9 protein-coding genes are annotated in these 18,858 nt (G+C 62.8%); 6 read left to right on the plus strand and 3 right to left on the minus strand.

Features of this window, described 5'->3' with window-relative positions:
- Nucleotides 1-44: 44 nt before the first annotated feature.
- Nucleotides 45-1,031 (minus strand): aldo/keto reductase, encoded by a 987-nt coding sequence (locus CYG48_RS04315; RefSeq protein WP_118849251.1) that lies wholly within the window; start codon nt 1,029-1,031, stop codon nt 45-47.
- A 122-nt stretch (nt 1,032-1,153) separates the two neighbouring features.
- Between CYG48_RS04315 and CYG48_RS04320 the strand changes: the two genes are divergently transcribed.
- On the plus strand, nt 1,154-2,386 hold the full coding sequence (locus CYG48_RS04320; RefSeq protein WP_118849252.1) for a metallophosphoesterase family protein: 1,233 nt from the start codon (nt 1,154-1,156) through the stop codon (nt 2,384-2,386).
- Nucleotides 2,386-5,838 (plus strand): ATP-binding protein, encoded by a 3,453-nt coding sequence (locus CYG48_RS04325; RefSeq protein WP_118849253.1) that lies wholly within the window; start codon nt 2,386-2,388, stop codon nt 5,836-5,838. Before CYG48_RS04320 ends, CYG48_RS04325 begins: the two co-directional genes overlap by 1 nt.
- Before the next feature lie 15 nt (nt 5,839-5,853).
- Here CYG48_RS04325 and CYG48_RS04330 read toward each other — a convergent pair whose 3' ends face one another.
- Entirely contained in the window at nt 5,854-6,684 is an 831-nt protein-coding gene (locus CYG48_RS04330) for a DUF6030 family protein (protein ID WP_150132683.1), read from the minus strand.
- Between the two features lie 332 nt (nt 6,685-7,016).
- Between CYG48_RS04330 and CYG48_RS04335 the strand changes: the two genes are divergently transcribed.
- From CYG48_RS04335 to CYG48_RS04350, 4 genes are all read left to right on the plus strand, one after another.
- Complete coding sequence (locus tag CYG48_RS04335) at nt 7,017-8,198, plus strand: polysaccharide biosynthesis/export family protein (RefSeq protein ID WP_118849255.1); 1,182 nt, start codon at nt 7,017-7,019, stop codon at nt 8,196-8,198.
- Between the two features lie 144 nt (nt 8,199-8,342).
- Nucleotides 8,343-15,788 carry a type I polyketide synthase gene (locus CYG48_RS04340; protein ID WP_118849256.1) on the plus strand — a complete coding sequence of 2,482 codons (7,446 nt, stop codon included), beginning with the start codon at nt 8,343-8,345 and terminating at the stop codon, nt 15,786-15,788.
- Entirely contained in the window at nt 15,788-17,215 is a 1,428-nt protein-coding gene (locus tag CYG48_RS04345; RefSeq protein WP_118849257.1) for an aminotransferase class I/II-fold pyridoxal phosphate-dependent enzyme, read from the plus strand. The genes CYG48_RS04340 and CYG48_RS04345 overlap by 1 nt, the downstream gene beginning before the upstream one ends.
- A gap of 27 nt (nt 17,216-17,242) precedes the next feature.
- Nucleotides 17,243-18,025: an SDR family oxidoreductase gene (locus CYG48_RS04350; protein WP_150132684.1), complete on the plus strand. Its 783-nt coding sequence runs from the start codon at nt 17,243-17,245 to the stop codon at nt 18,023-18,025.
- Nucleotides 18,026-18,029: 4 nt separating this feature from the next.
- Here the strand turns inward: CYG48_RS04350 and CYG48_RS04355 are convergent, their stop codons facing one another.
- A complete protein-coding gene (locus CYG48_RS04355; protein ID WP_118849259.1) occupies nt 18,030-18,815 on the minus strand; it encodes a metallophosphoesterase family protein in 786 nt (261 codons plus the stop codon).
- Between the last annotated feature and the right edge of the window lie 43 nt (nt 18,816-18,858).

Here is an 18,858-nt window from a genome sequence, read left to right on the forward strand (position 1 = left end):
TTTCGACCGGGCCTTCTGCGTTCCGGGAGAGGGGCGCTGGCGGCCTACCAGCGCTGGTGCACATGCGGCGCGACCAGCCGCGCGTAGATGTCCTTCGAAGCCGCCATGACATCGGCCGAGATTGCCGCAAGCTCAGCCGCCGCGGCATTGCCCTTGGCCTGCTCGGCATTGCGTGCACCGGGAATGACGACGGTGACGGCTTCGTTCATGAGAATCCACTTCAGCGCGAAGGCCGCCATGCTGGCGCCGGCCGGAACCAGCTTGCGCACTTCCTCGACCGCCTGGAGGCCCACTTCGAACGGCACGCCCGCAAAGGTCTCGCCGACATCGAAGGCATCGCCATTGCGGTTGAAATTGCGGTGGTCGTCGCTGGCGAAGGCGGTATCGCGGGAGATCTTGCCCGACAGTAGGCCGCTTGCGAGCGGCACGCGAACGACGACCGCAATGTTTTTGCGCTTGGCTTCGGTGAAGAATAGATCAGCCGGACGCTGGCGGAAGATGTTGTAGATGATCTGGATGCTGGTGACGTCCGGATATTCGATTGCCTTCAGGGCTTCCTCAACCTTCTCGACGCTGACGCCGTAGTTCTTGATCTTGCCGGCCTGGCGAAGTTCGTCGAGCGCGCCGAAGACGTCCGGACGATACAGCACCTCCGTCGGCGGGCAGTGCAACTGGACGAGGTCGAGGCTGTCGACCTCGAGGTTCTTCAGGCTCCGGTCAATGAAGCTTTCCAGATTAGCCTTGGTGTAGCCATCCGCGACATGCGGATCGAGACGCCGTCCTGCCTTGGTTGCAACCATCGGGCGGGCGCCACCGCGTGCCTTCAGCACATTGGCGATGATCTTCTCGGAGCGGCCATCGCCATAAACATCGGCGGTATCAATGAAGGTGACGCCGGCATCAAGCGCGGCCTCGAGGGCGGCGCGACCATCGGCTTCACTGACGTCGCCCCACGAACCACCGATCTGCCAGGCGCCAAAGCCAATCTCGCTGACGTTGAATGATGTCCGTCCGAAGGTGTGGTTTCTCATGAATGTTCTCCAAATGGGCGTAGCCTGAGGCTATCCACAGGCTGCGGATGCATGATCTTTCTTCGTGCCCGGCATTTGCCTAAAACACCTGTCTCTATGGGGCAATCCAATCAAGCGAGTCGATGACCTCTTTCCGTTTCATTCATGCCGCTGATCTGCATCTCGGTAGCCCTTTCCAGGGGCTGGCCTTGAAGGATGCCGCCATCGCCGAACTCTTCATCGAGGCCAGCCGCAAGGCCTTCTCTACGCTCGTCGACCAGGCAATCGAGCGGTCGGTCGATTTCTTCATCGTCGCCGGCGACGCCTATGACGGCGACTGGAAAGACAACAAGATCGGCCTTTTCTTCAACCGGGAGGTGGCAAGGCTGGAGCGCGCCGGCATTCCGGTTTTCCTGCTGAAGGGCAACCACGACGCCGAGAGCGTCATCACCAAGACGATCACGCTGCCAAAGAATGTCAGCGAGTTTCCCGTCAACAAGCCGGGCAGCTTCAAGCTGGAACACCTGAAGGTCGCGCTGCACGGGCAGGGCTTTGCCGAGCGGTCGGCAAACGAGAACCTGGCCCTCGCCTATCCGAAGCCGGAAACCGGCTGGTTCAACATCGGCGTCCTGCATACGTCGCTCACCGGCCGAGAGCCCCATGCGCCATATGCGCCATGCTCGATCGAGGACCTTCGCTCGCGCGGTTACGACTACTGGGCGCTTGGCCATGTGCATGATTTCGAAGTCGTCCACGATGACCCGCTGGTCGTCTTTCCGGGCAACCTGCAGGGCCGTTCGATCCGTGAACAGGGGTCCAAGGGTGCGGTGCTGGTCACCGTCGAGGATGGACGTATCACGCATGAGCGCGTCATCACCGATGGCGCACGCTTCGGCCAACTGAAGGTGGAGGTTGAGCCGGATGATGCACCGCCCGCCATCCTGCAGCGGCTCGAGACGGCACTTGATGACGTGACGGATACGATGGAAGAGCGTCCGCTCGCCTTGCGGATCACGCTTGAGGGCAGGAACCGCTTCCGCAGCGAGATCATGTCACGACGCGGTGACTTTCGTGACGAGGTGCAGGCCGCGTGCCACCGGGCGCATGCCGATATCTGGCTGGAAAAGCTCGAACTGCGCCTTGAACCGGTAACCGAGGCAGGATCGGCTGCGACGGCCGCCCTGGGTATCGAAGGACTGATACCGGCCGATGGCTTTCCGCAGGAGGTACTGGCAGAAGCGCAGGCTCGGATCAGCGAGATCGTCTCCCGCCTGCCGGGCGGCATTGGTGCTGCTGACCTGCCACTGGGAGACGATGTGGATGCACTGCTCGCCGAAGCGCGTGATCTTCTTTATGCGCGGGCGGCGAGGGGCTGATGCGGTTTAATCATCTTGATCTGCTCCGTTACGGCGCGCTGACCGACCGCAAGCTGGTCTTCCGTCCCGGTGCCAAGCTGCATGTGATCTACGGTCCAAACGAGGCCGGCAAGTCGTCCGCGCTCTCGGCCATCTCCGACCTCTTGTTCGGTTTCCCGACAACGGCAGGCATGAGCTTCCTGCATGACCCGACATCGCTGAGGGTCGGTGCGGAGATCGCCACTCGCGACGGCGCCACGCTGGCCTTCCGCCGCCGGCGCGGTCGCAAGAACACCCTTCTTGCCGAAAGTGACGCGGAGGAACCGCTGCCGGAAGATGCGCTGGCGCCGTTCCTCGGCACGCTGTCGCGCGAAGTCTTCCAACGCGCCTTCGGCCTTGATTCGACCTCCCTGCGTGCCGGTGGCGAAACCATGCTGAAAAGCGGCGGCGAGATCGGCAGCCTGCTGTTCTCGGCCGCCTCGGGCCTCACCGGCCTGACCGACCTGCGCAAGTCGCTGGAAGCCGAGGCGGACGGCATCTACGGGCCGCGTCGGTCAAAGGATCGGTTGTTCTACCAAGTGCTTGACGCCCACGACGAAGCGCGCAAGGCCGAGCGCGACATCGAGCTCAAGTCCGGCGACTGGAAGAGGCTGCTCGCCGAGCAGGCGGAGATCGAGACCCAGCTCGCCGCGGTCCTTGGTGAACGGCAGGAAACCAAGCGCAGGCTCGACCAGTTGCGCAAGCTGTTGCGGCTTGAACCGGTGCTGCGCGAGATTGACAAGGAACGGGCCCAGCTTGGCGATTATGAGGCGCTGTCGGAACTGCCGGCAGGGTTCGCGAGCAGGCTTGAAGAGGCCCTGGCGAAGGCACGGCAGAATGTCGAAGCGCGGCGTCTGGCTGAGGCCGAGCTCTCGCGTCTCAGAGATGAACTGGGCGCGCTGCATGTCGACGAGGCGTTGATTGCCGCCGCCCCCAAGATAGTTGCCGCGCATGCAGACAAGGGAGCTTACATCAAGGCGCGCGAGGATATCGCGCGGGTGCGCGGCGAGGTGGATGATTTCGATAACAAGCTTCTGCAGTCGGCACGGCGGCTGGGTTTTGCGTCACCCGAAGACCTGAAACGAGCCCAGCCGACCGATCCGGACCTGACGCGGCTGCGCAAGCTGGTGGAAGAGGGGACCGACCTCGATCGCAACCTGAAGCAGTTGCGCCAGCAGACCGAGGATGCGCAGAACGCTCTGTCGCGGCTGCAGGGCGAGGGGGGCGACAGCCGGCTCATCGACCCGAAGCCGTGGATCGAGCAGCTTGCCGCGTTGCGCCCCGAGATCGCCGAGCTGACCAACCTTGAGGCGCTTCAGGTGCGCGCCACGCGTGTCGAAAACGATCTTGCCATGGCCGTTGGTCGCCTTGATCCGCCTGTGAAGGATATGGAGAGGCTCCTTTCGGCGCCTCTGCCTGATATCGCGACGCTCACCACGCACCAGCGGATGATTGAGGCGGCCAGGAGCGAGCAGCTGCGCGCGGCGCAAAAGCTCGCCAGCACTCGCGACGAAGCCAAGGCGGTTGCCAATCAGCTTGCCGGTCTTGAGGCGTCGGGTGATCTCGTCTCCCGCGACGACATCGTTGAGGCACGCAAGAAGCGCGACGGGCTTCTCGAAGCTTTCGCGGCAAAGCCCGGCTCATCAGCACTGGAGGAGGTGACTGCTGCGGTCAACGAGGCGGATCGCCTGTGCGATGCCGCGCTTGCCGATGCAGAGCGGGTGTCGCGCCATGCGCAGCTCACTCTGCGGCATCGCGAACTGGAGGGCGACATCGGAGCCTGCGAGGCCACGCTGAAAGAGGCAGAGATCGCGGCCTCTGACGCGCTCACCGAGTTCCAGGACCTCTTCCACGCCGCACCGGTTGCGCCGGCCGCTCCCGACCGGATGATCGAGTGGCGCAGGAGCGTCGACGGCGTCGCGGCGCTGTCTGCCGCGCTTGCTGATGCACGCGACGCTCTGGAGGCCGTCAGGCTGAAGCAGGAGGCGCTGACGCCTGTGCTGGTCGGCATGGCCGATGCCATTGGTCTTGCCTCTGCCGCCTTGCCGGCGGCCGCGCTCGCACGCGCACTCGAGCGCCGACTGTCGGAGCTCTCCGAACGATGGACCGAAAGTCGCTCCATCCAGGGTAAACGTCATGCGGCGGAGGAGGCTCTGGCGCGGCTGGAGGAGCAGGAAACAAGCCTCCGCAAGCAGGTGGAGCGCTGGCGGCTCGACTTCTCGCAGGCTGCCGTGCTCGCAGGCCTTGCAGATGGCGCGACGGTCGAGATGGCGCTTGCTGCGCTTGACGTGTGGCGCAGTGTTCCAGACCAGCTTTCCGAACGGGAAAACCGCGATCGTCGCGTGCGTGGCATGAGCCGGGACATGGAGACGTTCGAGCAGGAGGTGAGGTCGCTCTGCGCCTCGGTTGCCGCGGATTTGGCCTCGCTGCCCGCCGATGTTGCGATCGGCATGCTGAACGAACGTGCCGCTGCCGCCAACACAGATGCGAATAAACGCCAGGGGCTGGGTGCAGCCTTGGCCAAGGCGGAAGTCCAATTGGAGCGGCATGGCACCGAGCAACAGGCGATCAGCGAGGAGATGGAGGAGCTGGCGCGGATTGTATCGGCACCGGTCGAGGAGCTGGCACGTGTTCTGGAAGACCTGCAGCAGAAGGCGCGGCTCGAAGACAGCCTCCGCCAATGCCGCGCTCGTTTTGCCGAACATGCGGACGGCACCAGCGAGGACGAGGCGCGTTCTGCGCTTGCCGAGTTCGATCGGGTTGCTGCAGCGCTGGAGATCGAGGATCTGGAGGCCAAGGACAGCCAACAGGTCGACCGCATTGCGGCTTTGCGTGCGGCCGAAGCCGACATCCAGCGCCGTCGTCGCGAGCTCGAAACCGGTATCGGCGCCGAACGCGCCGTTTTCCAGAAGCTTGCCGCAGAGGAAGAAGCGAGGGATTTGGCGCGTCGCTGGGTGGTGCTGAAGCTCGCGTCCAGCCTCTTGGCAAGTTCCATGGAGGCCTATCGCGAACGCCAGGCCGATCCCGTGATGCAGCGCGCCGGCCAGCTCTTCTGCGACCTGACCGGTGGGCGCTTTGCCCGTCTCGTCCAGCTTTATGACGAGCGCGACGAGTTGCAACTGGCCGTGGAGCGCAAGACGGGAGAGCAGGTGCCGCTCGCAGGTCTGAGCGAAGGGACGGGCGATCAGCTTTACCTGGCGCTGCGTTTGGCCTTCCTCGAAGACTACTGCTCCCGAAACGAGCCAGCGCCGCTCATCCTCGATGACATCTTCCAGACCTTCGACGATGAACGCACCGCCGCCGGCATCCGGACGCTTGCTGCGGCGGGTAACTGCTTCCAGACCATCCTCTTCACCCACCAGAAGAGCTTGGTGGAAACGGCACGGCGCGAAGTGGGGGCTGACCTCGACCTGATCAACCTGGAGCGTGTCTAATAACCTGGAGCGAGTCTAGCGCAGCTTGACCGGATGCTTCAACGGCAGGCAGCCGACCGAGAGCGGGTAGAGCACTTCGCTTGCCCTCTCCGTTGCCGGTGCCGAGCCACATTCGGCCGTCGGCGGACGCTGCAGCAGAAGCAGGTTGTAGCGGTTCGGGTCCATCATCTCCGGCGCAAACTTCATCCGGTAATTCTCGAGCAGCGACGAGAACTCGCGATGCGTGGAGAGCATGTCCACAACATATTCACGCGTCTCGGGCGTCAGCGGCAGGCCGAATTCGCCAAGCGCGGATGTCGTCTCCTGCAGCATCTGCGGCTCCACCTCGGGATCAGTCAGGTTGAGCTTGATACGGAAGCTGCGAATCTGGTCCGGCATCAAGCCACGAGCCTGGATGAAGAAGGAGGCTGGCGGATCGGCCGGGCCGAACTCCTTGAACAGGATGCACTCCCAGCTCTGGTCGCGTGTCGTGAACTCCGGCTCCACGTCGGTCGCCGCGCCCAGCCGCTGGCACCGCTCTTCTGCGGGCAGGGGATCGACGCGTTCAAACACGGCCTGGCGCTCCAACTCCACCTTCAGGAGCCAGGGCGGATAGCGCTCTGCGGGCTCAAGCGCCTTCTGCTTGTCGATCCGCACATCTGCCGGCGGGGTGGAGAAGACGCTGTACTGGTCAAGCCCAAGCGCCTTCGTCAGCCGGCGGTAGTTGCGGGCATCGTTAACGGACAGCACCACGGTCGCCAGCCCCACGAGCACCAGAATGATGAAGAGGACAGCAATGCGAATGGTTGAACCCTGCCTGCGACGCAAGTCGGCGGGGGTCAATACTGCCTTGTCCTCTTCCGGCATGGTGTCCATTTCACGATGGGCGGGATATCTGGGGCGACGCCTTAACACAGGAGTTCACCGGCTGGAACTGGTCGGCGAAGATGCTCGTGATCCGGCAGGGATTAACCATAAGACTTAGACGGTATTTAACTCAACTTGTTCATTGTCGTGGCCATCGGCTACCGTTCCTGGGACTATGGCTTTAAAACCGCACAAGTTTTTTATTTGGGAGGTGCCGGCGCAATCCGGCTTGTTGTTGAACACCTCTTATGCTTTGCAGGTGCGGTCGGATTCCCCTCGGGCTGTTCCTCCTCCGGAATAGATGCGATCCGAGACGATTGGAGAATGGAATTTTGATGCGAGTGACTGCAGTTTTGGTGTGCGCCGCCCTGGCAGGTTGCCAGGCAGTGCCGGGCGAGGGCCCTCTGGCCTCTGCGATCAATACCGACGGCGGGAAATCGGGCGCTGAAATTGGCCGCCAGAATGCTGCAGTCTTCGAGATCGTCGATGTGGACAACACGTCGGCTCAACTGGTGTCCCAATATTTTGGTTCGGCCCTCAAGCGCCGATTCGGTTTCGGCAGCGGTGGTGCCGGGCGAGCAGTCATCGGCGTTGGTGATGTTCTCAAAATCACCATCTTCGAGGCCGGTTCCGATGGCCTGTTCTCGACGCAGGATTCGAAGCAGACAAGCCTCGACGTCGTGATTCAGCCTGATGGTCAGGCAGCCATTCCTTATGTTGGCCTCGTCCGCTTCTCCGGCAAGACGCTGGAGGAAGCCCGCCAGACGATCCTTGCTGCGCTTCGCAACAAGGCGGTCGAGCCGGACGTCATCGTCAACAGCGTCAACACGTCGTCGCGTATGGTGACAGTATCCGGCGCCGTCGGGCGTTCTGCCCAGGTTCCGCTCAACCTGACCGGCGAGCACATCACCGACGTGATTGCAAAGGCGGGTGGTCCTGTCGCGCAGCCCTACGAGTCATATGTGACTCTAGTGCGCAATGGCCGCAGCGGCACGACGCTCCTGAAATCTGTCATCGAAAACCCGTCGGAGAACATCTACGTCCAGCCGGGCGACCAGATCTTCGTGACGCGTGATCCGCGTACCTTCACGCTGCTCGGCGCCGTCAAGCAGAATGCGCGCATCGAATTCGGCGCCAATGACCTCAACCTGCTTGAGGCCGTGGCATTGGGTGGCGGTGGCGACGACGCAGCCGTTAATGCGAAGGGCTACTTCCTCTTCCGTTATGAGGAACCTGAGATCATTGCGGCTTTAATCGGCAACGCCCGGTTTAACCAGATGCTGGCTAAGGGCATGAAGTCAGACAAGTTCGGGCGTTACCCGCTCGTCTACCGCTTCGACATGAGCCGGCCCGACAGCCTGCTCGTCGGCCAGACCTTCCCGATCAAGAGCCGTGACGTGATTTATGCGGCTCGTCACAACGCGGTCGACTTTGCCAAGTTCCTGGCGCTCGTGTCACGACCGGTCTCCGTCGTTGCACAAGGTATTACTGTCGCCAACGGTATCGGTAATTGACCTGACCATCATTCTCGTTCAGGTACACTCTCACTACCGATGCATCTGAGCTGTCACCCGTTTTGGGGTGACAAGCGCAGATAAGTATGTGTTAAAGTTACGTGACGGCTTTGGCCGTTTACGTCTGATAAACACCGAGTGACCATGACGATTGAAATCATCGGCCGTGCTTGCGTAGCGCCAGGTGCCAATTCTGTAAGCGAACTGCGGGACATCTTGAGCGAGGGGCGGTGCACCGTCACGAACATTCCATCGGACCGATGGGAAAAGGCTCGCTTCTGGCATCCCAATCAAGGCATCCCCGGCAAGACCTACACTTTCGCGGCGGGCGTCCTCGATAATATCTATGCCTTCGATCCTGCGGTCTTCGGGCTTTCGCAGCGTGAAGCAATGCAGATGGATCCGCAGCAGCGGGTGCTCCTGAACCTCGTCTGGCAAGCCCTCGAAGACGCAAACCTTCCGGCCAGTACCTTGGCCAAGGAGCATGTCGGTGTTTACGTCGGGGCATCCAGCCTCGAGAGCGGCAATCTCGCGTCCGAAGATCCGGCCTCCGGTAGCCCGTATTTCATGACGGGCAATACGCTTTCCATCGTTTCCAACCGAATCTCGCACATCTTCGGCCTCAAGGGGCCGAGCATGACGATCGATACCGCGTGCTCCTCGTCGCTCGTGGCGCTGGATCAGGCCGTTCTGGCGCTGGAAAACGGTGACATCGACACGGCGATCGTCGGTGGCGTCAACCTCCTGGTGCACCCGCTGTCCTTCGTGGGCTTCGCGCAGGCACGCATGCTGTCGCCGGAAGGTCTATGCCGGGCCTATGATACGAACGGGCATGGTTATGTTCGCGCCGAAGGTGGCGTTGTTTTTGTTCTGCGTCGCACCGATCGCGCCCAGCGGGAAGGGGACCGCAGCCGCAGTCGCCTGCACGCCGTGGCCGTCAACTCCTCGGGTCGCACAAACGGCATCAGCCTTCCGTCGCGTGAAGCCCAGGCTGACCTCCTGCGCTCGATCTACGAAGGCCGCAATATCGACGTGAACCGGCTTGCCTTCATCGAAGGGCACGGCACCGGCACGCGCGTCGGTGATCCGGCTGAAGTCTGGGCGATCGGCGAGGTGATCGGCAAGAAGCGTCGCGCGCCGGTGCCAATCGGCTCGATCAAGACCAATATCGGTCATACCGAGCCGGTCTCCGGCCTGTTCGGCCTCTTGAAGGCGATGATCGCGCTGGAGAACAATTTCCTCCCGGCATCGCTCCATATCGAGAAGGTCAACGAGGACATCGATTTCGATGGCCTCAATGTTCGCGTCAATACCTCGACGATCAAGCTCCTGCCCGCCAAGGAGCCGCGGCTTGCGGGCGTCAACTCGTTCGGTTTCGGCGGCACGAACGCCCACGTCGTCATCAGCGATCCGGATCCTGTCAAGGCGGTGGATGCGCCGGCGAAGGTTGAGCCGGGCCTGTTCGTGGTCAGCGCACATACCGCATCGGCTCTGTCCAAGCTGCTCGAGCAGTACGAAGAACGGCTCTCGGACGCCGATGCGAAGCAGGCGGCACTCATGGTGTCGGCCGCTCCGGCCAACCGCGAAGCGCTGCGGCACCGGTTCGCTGTCGCGGCCAAGGATGCCGATGGCGTCCGCAAGGCCATTGAAGCCCATCTCGCGGGTGAGGCCTCGGCGGGCGAAATCGGCGAAGCACCGCTTGCTGCGGCCAAGATTGCCTTCGTCTTTTCCGGCAACGGTGCGCAATGGGCCGGCATGGGCGTGGACGCGTATCGGGAAAACGCGCAGTTCCGCCAGTGCTTCCAGTCCTTCAGCGCACTCTTCGAATATCATCTGGGCGAAAAGCTCACGGACATCATTGTTGCGCCGGATCTCGCTACCCGGCTGGCGGATACCAAGATCGCCCAGCCATTGCTGTTCGCGGTCCAGGCAGCCCTCACCGATTGCATGCATGCGAGCGGCATCCGGCCGGAAGCCGTGTTCGGTCATTCGGTTGGCGAACTGGCAGCAGCCTATGCTGCCAAGGCACTGACGGCGGCCGAAGCGGTTGCCATTGTCTCGAAGCGCTCGCGTTACCAGGACGTTTTTGCCGGCAAGGGCAAGATGGCGGCCGTGGTCCTCAACGAGGAAGCGGCGCTGAACTTCGCCCGTGCGCGTGGCCTCGATGGCATCTGCGTTGCCGCGATCAATGCCCCGAATTCCGTGACCCTTTCCGGTCCGGGCGACCAGATCCAGGCGTTCCGCGATGCAGCACGCAAGGCGCAGATCGTCGCGCATGTGCTCGACATCAACTACCCGTTCCATCACCCGATCATCGACGACGCGCGGGATGCGTTCCTGGCAGACCTGCCCGCCATCCAGGCTGAAAAGACCAACTGCGCCTTCATCTCCACCGTCAGCGGGGAATTGCAGGATGGTCGCGGGCTGGACGCCGAATACTGGTGGCGCAACGTCCGCGAGCCTGTGCTGTTCAAGCAGGCATGCCAGACCGCCCTTGCCATGGGCTGCAACCTCTTCATCGAAGTGTCGCCACGCTCGATCCTGTCGAGCTATGTCGGCGAAACGGCGAAGTCCGTTTCTGCCTCCGCCGTCGTGGTTGGAACGCTGCAGCGCGAGACCGGCGTTCCGGGTCGCGATCCGGTCGCTCAGGCCTTTGCCCGTGCCGTCGCCCATGGCGCACCCGTTCAGTCCGTCCGCGGTAACGCGAAGCGCAACGCACATGTGGACCTGCCGGCGCTGCCGTTCGAACAAACCGAACTGAAGATGCCGTCGACCACCGACGAGGTGGATATCTTCGGCCGCAACAGCAAGCTGCCTTACCTGCTGCTCGGCTGGCGCACGGACCCCAACAGCGCGCACTGGAAGAACCACATCGACGCGCACCTGTTTCCGGACCTTGCGGAGCATGTGGTCGATTCACGCGCCATCATGCCTGGCGCCGGGTTTATCGAAATCGCGGTTTCGGCGGCACAGCGTTATTACGGAACTCCGGAAGTCGAGATCTCGAACCTCGAGATCGTCCGGCCTCTCGAACTGCGGCCCGACCGGATGGTCGAACTCTCGACCCTGCTGTCGCCTGAAACCGGTTACATCGAGATCCGCTCGCGTGAACGCCTGAGCAGCGATGACTGGACGGTCCACGCCGTGGCCCGTAGCCGTCATGCCGCCGGCGCCGTGGTTGGCAGCGCCATCGTCGCGCCGCAGGGCGAAAGGGGAACGCTTCTTTCTGCCGACGAAGCCTATGAAACGGCTGAACGTTTCGGCCTGCAATACGGCCCTCGCTTCCGCCTCCTCAACAAGGCGGTCGCCTATGGCCAGACCATCGTCGAGGTGGATCTGAAGCCGGCAGCGGCTCCCGCACACCCTTACGTCCAGTACAACCTCAACCCGTTCTCGACCGACGCGGTGTTCCACGGTCTTGTCGCGCTGTTCGGCCAGTTGTCGGGCGGCGATGTCGGATCGCCCTATATCCCGGTCCGGTTCGGTGCGATCCATGTGACCGGCGGCGGCCAGATCGCCCGTGCCATGATCGAGATCGAGCGGTTCAGCGCCTATTCCATCAAGGCGCGGTTCCAACTGTTCGATACCGAAGGCAACCGCATTGCGAGCCTGGACGACTGCCGTTTCCGCCGCACGTCGTTGCGTCGCCATCACACGCTGGCATCAGTCGCCTTTCACTACGAGAGCGTACCCGCTTCCGTCGGTGCTGCTCGCGAATTCGGCAAGGTCGATGCGGCGGCAATCTTCCGCAACGGCAAGGGCAAGGCATCTGACAACGCGACGCTGTTGCTTGATGCCGCGATCTACCGCGCCTGCCACGAGATCGCGCTGAAGCTTGCAGACCACCGCGGCGTGGTGTCCACCCGCCGCCTGCCGCTGGAACGGGAGTTCCGCGCCTTCCTGACGAACTGCCTGTTCATCCTGGAAGATGCCGGCATCGCAACCGCCGACGAGGGCGAATGGGTCCTGCCGCAGGAGTTCACCCTGCCGCCGGTCAGCGAACTGCTCCAGGAGATCTACCGCGAAGATTCCGGACGCATTGCCGAAGCCGTGCTCGTCAACAATGCCTACCGCGATGCGCTTGAACAACTGGCCGCTGGACCGCTCAGCACTGCCGGCGACAAGCCGGCGCGCACGGCAAATGCCAGCGAAGCGACGATCGACCACGTGCTTGTCCATTCGCCGCTGGCGGAGCGAGCCTTCACGGCCGTTGTCGAGGGCGTCGAGAAGCTGTTGGCCAGCCGCAAGGGTGGCGTCCGCTACATCCTCGAAACGGGCGTCATGTCGCTCGCGTTGAGCCGTCGGCTGGCGCAAGCCGCAGCGGCACATGGTGCAACACTCATCATTGCTGAGCCGCGCGAAAACGTCCGCCGCACCTTCGAGCTTGCTTTCGAACAGGACGTGCATGTCCTGCTGCCGGAATGCGACAAGCTCTACAGCCAGCCGGTTGCCGATATCGTCGTGGCGGCAGGTCCCCAGAGCCAGCAACTGCTGTCGTCCCATGAGGAGATCCGCGCCGCTATACGCAACGCGGCCGCCAATGGTGGTGCTGTTGTTTTCGCAGATCGTGCGCCCTCTGCATTCAACGATTTTGTCTTCGGCCAGTCCGAAGGGTGGTTCGAAAACAGCAACTCGCCGGACTTCCCCGTTGGCCGGCTGGGTTCCGACCGGCAACTCGCCGATGTCATCGCATCGCTTGGCTTTGCCAAGCCGCACGCGCGCGAACAAGGTTATCCGGAAGGCGCGCTGGTGCTTGCCGCAGCGGCATCGGAGGCCCGTCCGACGAAGGCCGCCGCGGCCTTGGCCGATGGTAGCCGCGTTCTGATCCTCTCGGAGCTTGCAGACGTCTCCGTCGCCTTCGACGGCTGTGATGTCAGTGTCATTGATGCCGATGCAACGCAGGAACAGTTCGACGAGGCTCTGTCTCAGTTCCACGGCCAGCCTTTGCGTATCGTCTATCTGGCGGACCGCGTCGCATCGCAGGATGCGTCGGTTCTGGCTCAGGCGCGCTTGCGCCGGTTGGGTGCCTTGGCCGAAACGGTGTCGCGCGGAACAGAAACCGGTTCGAAGCCACGGCTTCTTGTTGTGGCACCGGGCGGATCGCCGCTGGCAGGTGAAGACACCGATGGTGCGAATGCTGGCCTCTGGGCATTCGCGCGTGTTGTCCAGAACGAATACGAAGCCCTTGATGTGCATTTGCTGGATGCCGAATCCGGCGACGCGGGAACATGGGATGCTGTCCAGGAACTGCTGGCAGTTTCGACGTCGAACCGCGAATGGCAGATGACGGCGGGCAACCTGCGCGAACTTCGTGCAGCCACCGGGCCGTTCCCGTCCACCGAGGCGACGACGTCGAGCTTCGAAGCCGCGACCATCCGCCAGTTGTCGAGCGGCCGTGTCGAAAGCATCTCATGGGAAGCCTGTGATCTTCCGTCGCCCGACAAGGATGAGGTGATTATCGCGGTTGAAGCGACCGGCCTGAACTTCCGCGATGTCATGTGGGCCATGGGCCTGCTGCCCGAAGAAGCGCTTGAAGACGGTTTCGCCGGCGCCACCATCGGCATGGAACTTGCGGGCCGCGTGCTCGAGGTTGGTTCGGATGTCGACGATCTCCAGCCGGGCGACCGGGTGATGGGTATCGCCCCGGCTGCATTCTCGACGCATGTGCGCGTCCGCCGTGATGGCGTGACGAAGTTCCCGGACCGCCTGTCATCGGCTGCGGCCGCAACGGTGCCGGTTGCCTTCCTCACCGCCTATTATGCGATGGTTCATCTCGGCCATATCGAAAAGGGCGAGACGATCCTGATTCACGGCGCAGCCGGTGGCGTGGGGCTTGCTGCCCTGCAGATCGCCAAGCTGCGTGGTGCAACAGTCATCGCAACGGCCGGCACGACAGAGAAACGCCGCTTCCTGGAAGCGCTGGGTGCGGACCACATCTTCGACTCACGTTCGCTGGACTTCGTTTCCCGCGTTCGCGAAGTGACGAACGGCGAGGGCGTCGATCTCGTCCTCAACTCGCTGTTCTCGGAAGCCATGGAACGCAGCATCGAACTGGTGAAGCCGTTCGGTCGCTTCCTTGAGCTTGGCAAGCGCGACTACTATTCCGACCGCAAGATCGGCCTGCGCCCGTTCCGCCGCAACATCAGCTATTTCGGGATCGATGCCGACCAGTTGCTGGTGAACGTCGCCGGTGTAACGCGCAAGATCTTCGGCGAAATCGGCCGGCTCTTCAGCGAGGGCAAGCTCACGCCGCTTCCGTACCGCGCCTTCAGCCATGATGAGATCGGCAGCGCCTTCCGTCTCATGCAGAATGCCGGCCATATCGGCAAGATCGTCGTGCGTCCGCCGGTTGCCCGCAAGGACAAGGTCCTGGTTCCGGCAAATGAGGCGCTTCGCTTCTCCTCGGATGGCACCTTCCTGGTTGCCGGTGGTATCGGTGGCTTCGGCCTGGCTGCGGCCGAGTGGCTGGTGACCCGCGGCGTCAAGCGCATCGCGCTCTGTTCGCGGCGTGGCATGGCTGACGAGGAAACCCTGGCGGCGATCTCGGTCTGGCACCGCAAGGGCGTGCATGCGACAGTGCATGCCTGCGACATCACCGACGAGTCGGCGGTTTCGGTCCTGCTGGAACTGCTGCGCACGGAAGGCCCGGTCAAGGGCATCATCCACGCCGCCATGGTGCTGGATGACGCGTTGATCTCGAACCTCACGCCGGAGCGCAACAAGCCCGTCGTGGACGTGAAGGTGAAGGGCGCGGAGATCCTGCACCGGCTCACGGCCAAGGATGACCTGGAGTTGTTCCTGCTCTTCTCGTCTGCCACCACCATGCTCGGCAACCCGGGGCAGGCGAACTACGTCATGGCTAACGGCTACCTTGAAGGTCTGGCCCGCACCCGGCGTGCCGCTGGTCTTCCGGCGCTGGCTGTCGGCTTCGGCGCCATTGCCGATACCGGTTTCCTGGCGCGCAACGCCGAGGTGAACGAGATCCTGTCGAAGCGCATCGGCAAGACCGCGATGAAGGCGCGCGAAGCGCTGGAACAGGTCGAACGCTACATGCTGGCCGATACGGGCAATGTCGACGCGGCCGCCTTGATGATCGCCGAGATCGACTGGGGCGCGGTCCAGATGCTGCCAATCGCCAAGACGGCCTTCTTCGAAACCATCGTTCGTTCGGCGGGTAACAATGCGACGTCCTCGGATGGCGACACGATCGACCTCGAAGAGTTGATCCGCGGCAAGTCTGCCGAAGAAGCGCAGCAGATCCTGCACAAGCTGGTTGCGGGCGAAATCGCTACCATCCTTCGCGTCACCGAGGATACCATCACGCCGGAAAAGGTGCTGAAGGAGATCGGCCTCGACAGCTTGATGGCGATGGAACTTGGCATGGGCTTCCAGCAGAAGACCGGTTTCGACATTCCGTTGAGCGGTGTCGGCGACGACACGACCGTGGGTGATGTCGTTGCACGTCTGCGCGAGCGCGTGTCCCGACAGAATGCGGATGGCGATGAGGCACCTCAGGGCCAGAACGCCGTCGTCGACCGGCTGGTCAAGAGCCACTCGACGTCGCAACAGCAGAAAGCAGCGGCACAGTGATGAGTGAAAATGGGGACAACGAGGCCGCAGGGCTCGGCCCTGACGGCAAGCGTGGCCTGCTGGACAAGCTGCGCCAGACAAGCGAGGCTTCGGGGCGCAATCGCGCCGCAAGGTTGAGCCGCCTGCCGCAGGCACCGGCACGGCAGGTCCAGTCCTTCGAGGAACTGCCGGAATACCAGCGGGTAAACGTACAGCGCGCGGCGGGCGAAATGATCGGCGTGGCGAACCCCTTCTACCGCTCGCATGACAGGGCGGCAGGGGCGACTACCGTCGTCGCCGGCCACGAACTCATCAACTTCGCCTCTTATGACTACCTTGCAACCAACACGGATCCGCGCACGCTGGAAGCGGCCAAGGCCACCGTTGACAGGTTTGGCATTTCCGCCTCCGCCAGCCGCCTGGTTGCTGGCGAGCGTCCGGTGCATACCGAACTCGAGATGGAGCTTGCCTCCGTCTACGGCGTTGATGCGGCCGTCACCTTCGTCAGCGGTTACCTCACCAACGTCGCTTCCATCAGTTGTCTGATGGGGCCGCAGGATCTCGTGATCCACGACGAGTTCATCCACAACAGCGCGCTGGCCGGCATCAAGCAATCCGGCGCGACACGCCGGCTTTTCCGCCACAACGACGTCGAGAACCTTGAATCGGTGCTGCGGACACTCTCGACCGAGTTCCGGCGCATCATGGTCATCGTTGAAGGCGTTTACTCGATGGATGGCGACATCGCCAACCTGCCGGCGCTGCTCGAACTGCGCAACCGCTACGGCTTCTGGCTGATGGTGGATGAGGCGCATGCGCTTGGTGTCCTCGGCGCGACCGGGCGCGGGACCTTCGAGCACTACGGCATCGACCCGAAAGAAGTCGATATCTGGATGGGCACGCTCTCCAAGACCACGTCGAGCTGCGGCGGCTACATCGCGGGCTCGCAGGCCTTGATCGACATCCTTAAGGCGGAAGCGGGCGGCTTCGTTTATAGCGTTGGCCTGGCTCCGGTTCTGGCCGCAGCGGCTCGCTGCTCGCTGCAGATCTTGCGTTCCGAGCCGGAGCGCACCGATAAGCTGCACCGCAACGGCGCGCTCTTCCTCGAATGCGCCCGCGCGGCGGGACTGGATACGGGCTTGAGCCTCGGCTTCTCAGTCGTGCCGGTCATCGTTGGAGACTCTCTTCGCGCCGTACAGCTTTCCAATGAACTGCTGGAGCAGGGCATCAACGTATTGCCGATCATCCACCCGGCCGTGCCGGAGGGCATGGCGCGGCTGCGGTTCTTCATCACTTGCGATCATACCGAGGAACAGATCCGTCGTTCGGTCGCAGTCACTGCCGAAAGGCTGAAGGACCTGCAGGAGCGCAATTTCGGACTGGCTTCGCTCGACATGGACAAGGTGATGCAGCTTGCTCCACTTCTCCAGGCCGCGGGCAAATCCTGACCAACAGCGCTGACCGGCAGGTGGATCATGCATGTCATCGTCACCGGAGGTTCAAGCGGCATAGGGCTTGAAGTATCGCGGCTTTACGCAAGTCGCGGTGCGCGCGTGACCTTGATTGCGCGGGACAGGCTAAAGCTTCAGGTGGCGCGTGATGGTCTATTGGTGACTGCCAAAAGCGCTCCCGACGACATCCAGATGGCCTTGGCGGATGTCGGCGATGAAGCGGCAATCCGCGACGCTGTGCAGCACGCCGAGAGCCGGCTTGGCCCTTGCGACGTCCTCATTGCCTGCGCCGGGATCGTCGAACCGGCGGTCTTCGAAGACCTCTCCAGCGACCGCTTCAACGAGCAGATACGCATCAACCTGCTTGGCACTGTCAACGCCGTGCGTTCGGTCTACACCGGTATGACGCATCGCGGGCAGGGGCGCATCATGATCGTCTCCTCTGGCGCGGGCCTCATAGGCATTCACGGTTATTCCGCCTACTGCGCTTCGAAAGCTGCACTCACCGGATTTGCCGAAGCACTGGCGCAAGAGGGGCAAGCCCACGGCATCACCGTCGGCATCTGCTTTCCGCCCGATACACAAACGCCGCAGCTTGAACGCGAGCTTCCGAAGCGGCCGATCGAGGCGCAACGGCTGATGGGCAAGGCTGGTGCATGGACTGCCGACGCGGTCGCGCGAAAAATCGTCCGCGCCATCGAACGCCGCAGCGGCAAGCTCTATTTCGGTTTTTCGCTTGCCGCGCTTGGTCTCTTCGGCGGCGTCATCAAGCCCGTCTTGTTCTGGTGGTACAGGCGGCGCGCCTGATCCGTCAGATGATGCTGAGTTGCTCGCCCTGGAGTTTGAGCACTGTCAGCTTGCCCGAATAATAAGCCCCCGTGTCGATACCGATCCGACCGGGACCCCTGTAGGGTTCCGGCTGCGGCGTATGGCCATGGATCACCAGGAACGGCATCTTCGGACCCTCCGCCAGGAACGGATCGCGGATCCACATCAGGTCCTTGTCATCCTGTTGATCGAGCGGTACACCAGGCTTGATCCCCGCGTGTACGAAGACAAAACGCCCGATCCGCAACGAGGTTGGCAGTTGCGCCAGGAATTCCTTGTGGGCCGGTGGCACCGCATCAGCAAGAGAGTAAGACAGTCGCTCCAGCCGGGTCTTCTTGTTGTTTCCAAGGAAGGTGAGGTCAATACCATAGGAGGTGAGCGTCCGATCACCGCCGATGCCGAGCCAGTCCCAATAGGCCTCCGGCTGATCGAGGAACCGCGCGAACAGGTCGTCATGGTTGCCGCAGATCGGCACGCGCCGCAGCTTGAGTTCGCTCGGTCGGATCAGGTGGTCGAGCACCTGGCCTGAGTTCGGTCCCCGGTCGACATAATCCCCGAGAAGCACGACCGGGCCGGGCTGACCGGTCTTCTGGATGTCCCGCGCAATACGTTCTTCCGCCGCGATCAACTGGTCGAGGCTGCCGTGCACGTCGCCAATGGCATAGATCGGATAAAGTGGCTCGTCCGGCCCGAGATCGATCCGTCGGCGCGTCGTCTTTGTCACCGGCGCCGAACCTCGGCGCAGCAGCCAATCAGTAAACCTGCCCATAAGTTCTTTCAGTCTCACCTGTCGCAGCGTTGGGAATGGCCGC

The organism is Neorhizobium sp. SOG26 (assembly GCF_003491345.1).
Classification (GTDB): Bacteria; Pseudomonadota; Alphaproteobacteria; order Rhizobiales; family Rhizobiaceae; genus Neorhizobium; species Neorhizobium turbinariae.

Coding starts and splice junctions, on each gene's coding strand:
- CYG48_RS04330 (WP_150132683.1), bottom strand. CDS start 6,684: ATGCCGGAAGAGGACAAGGCAGTATTGACCCCCGCCGACTTGCGTCGC.
- CYG48_RS04355 (WP_118849259.1), bottom strand. CDS start 18,815: ATGGGCAGGTTTACTGATTGGCTGCTGCGCCGAGGTTCGGCGCCGGTG.
- CYG48_RS04340 (WP_118849256.1), top strand. CDS start 8,343: ATGACGATTGAAATCATCGGCCGTGCTTGCGTAGCGCCAGGTGCCAAT.
- CYG48_RS04345 (WP_118849257.1), top strand. CDS start 15,788: ATGAGTGAAAATGGGGACAACGAGGCCGCAGGGCTCGGCCCTGACGGC.
- CYG48_RS04350 (WP_150132684.1), top strand. CDS start 17,243: ATGCATGTCATCGTCACCGGAGGTTCAAGCGGCATAGGGCTTGAAGTA.
- CYG48_RS04315 (WP_118849251.1), bottom strand. CDS start 1,031: ATGAGAAACCACACCTTCGGACGGACATCATTCAACGTCAGCGAGATT.
- CYG48_RS04320 (WP_118849252.1), top strand. CDS start 1,154: ATGACCTCTTTCCGTTTCATTCATGCCGCTGATCTGCATCTCGGTAGC.
- CYG48_RS04325 (WP_118849253.1), top strand. CDS start 2,386: ATGCGGTTTAATCATCTTGATCTGCTCCGTTACGGCGCGCTGACCGAC.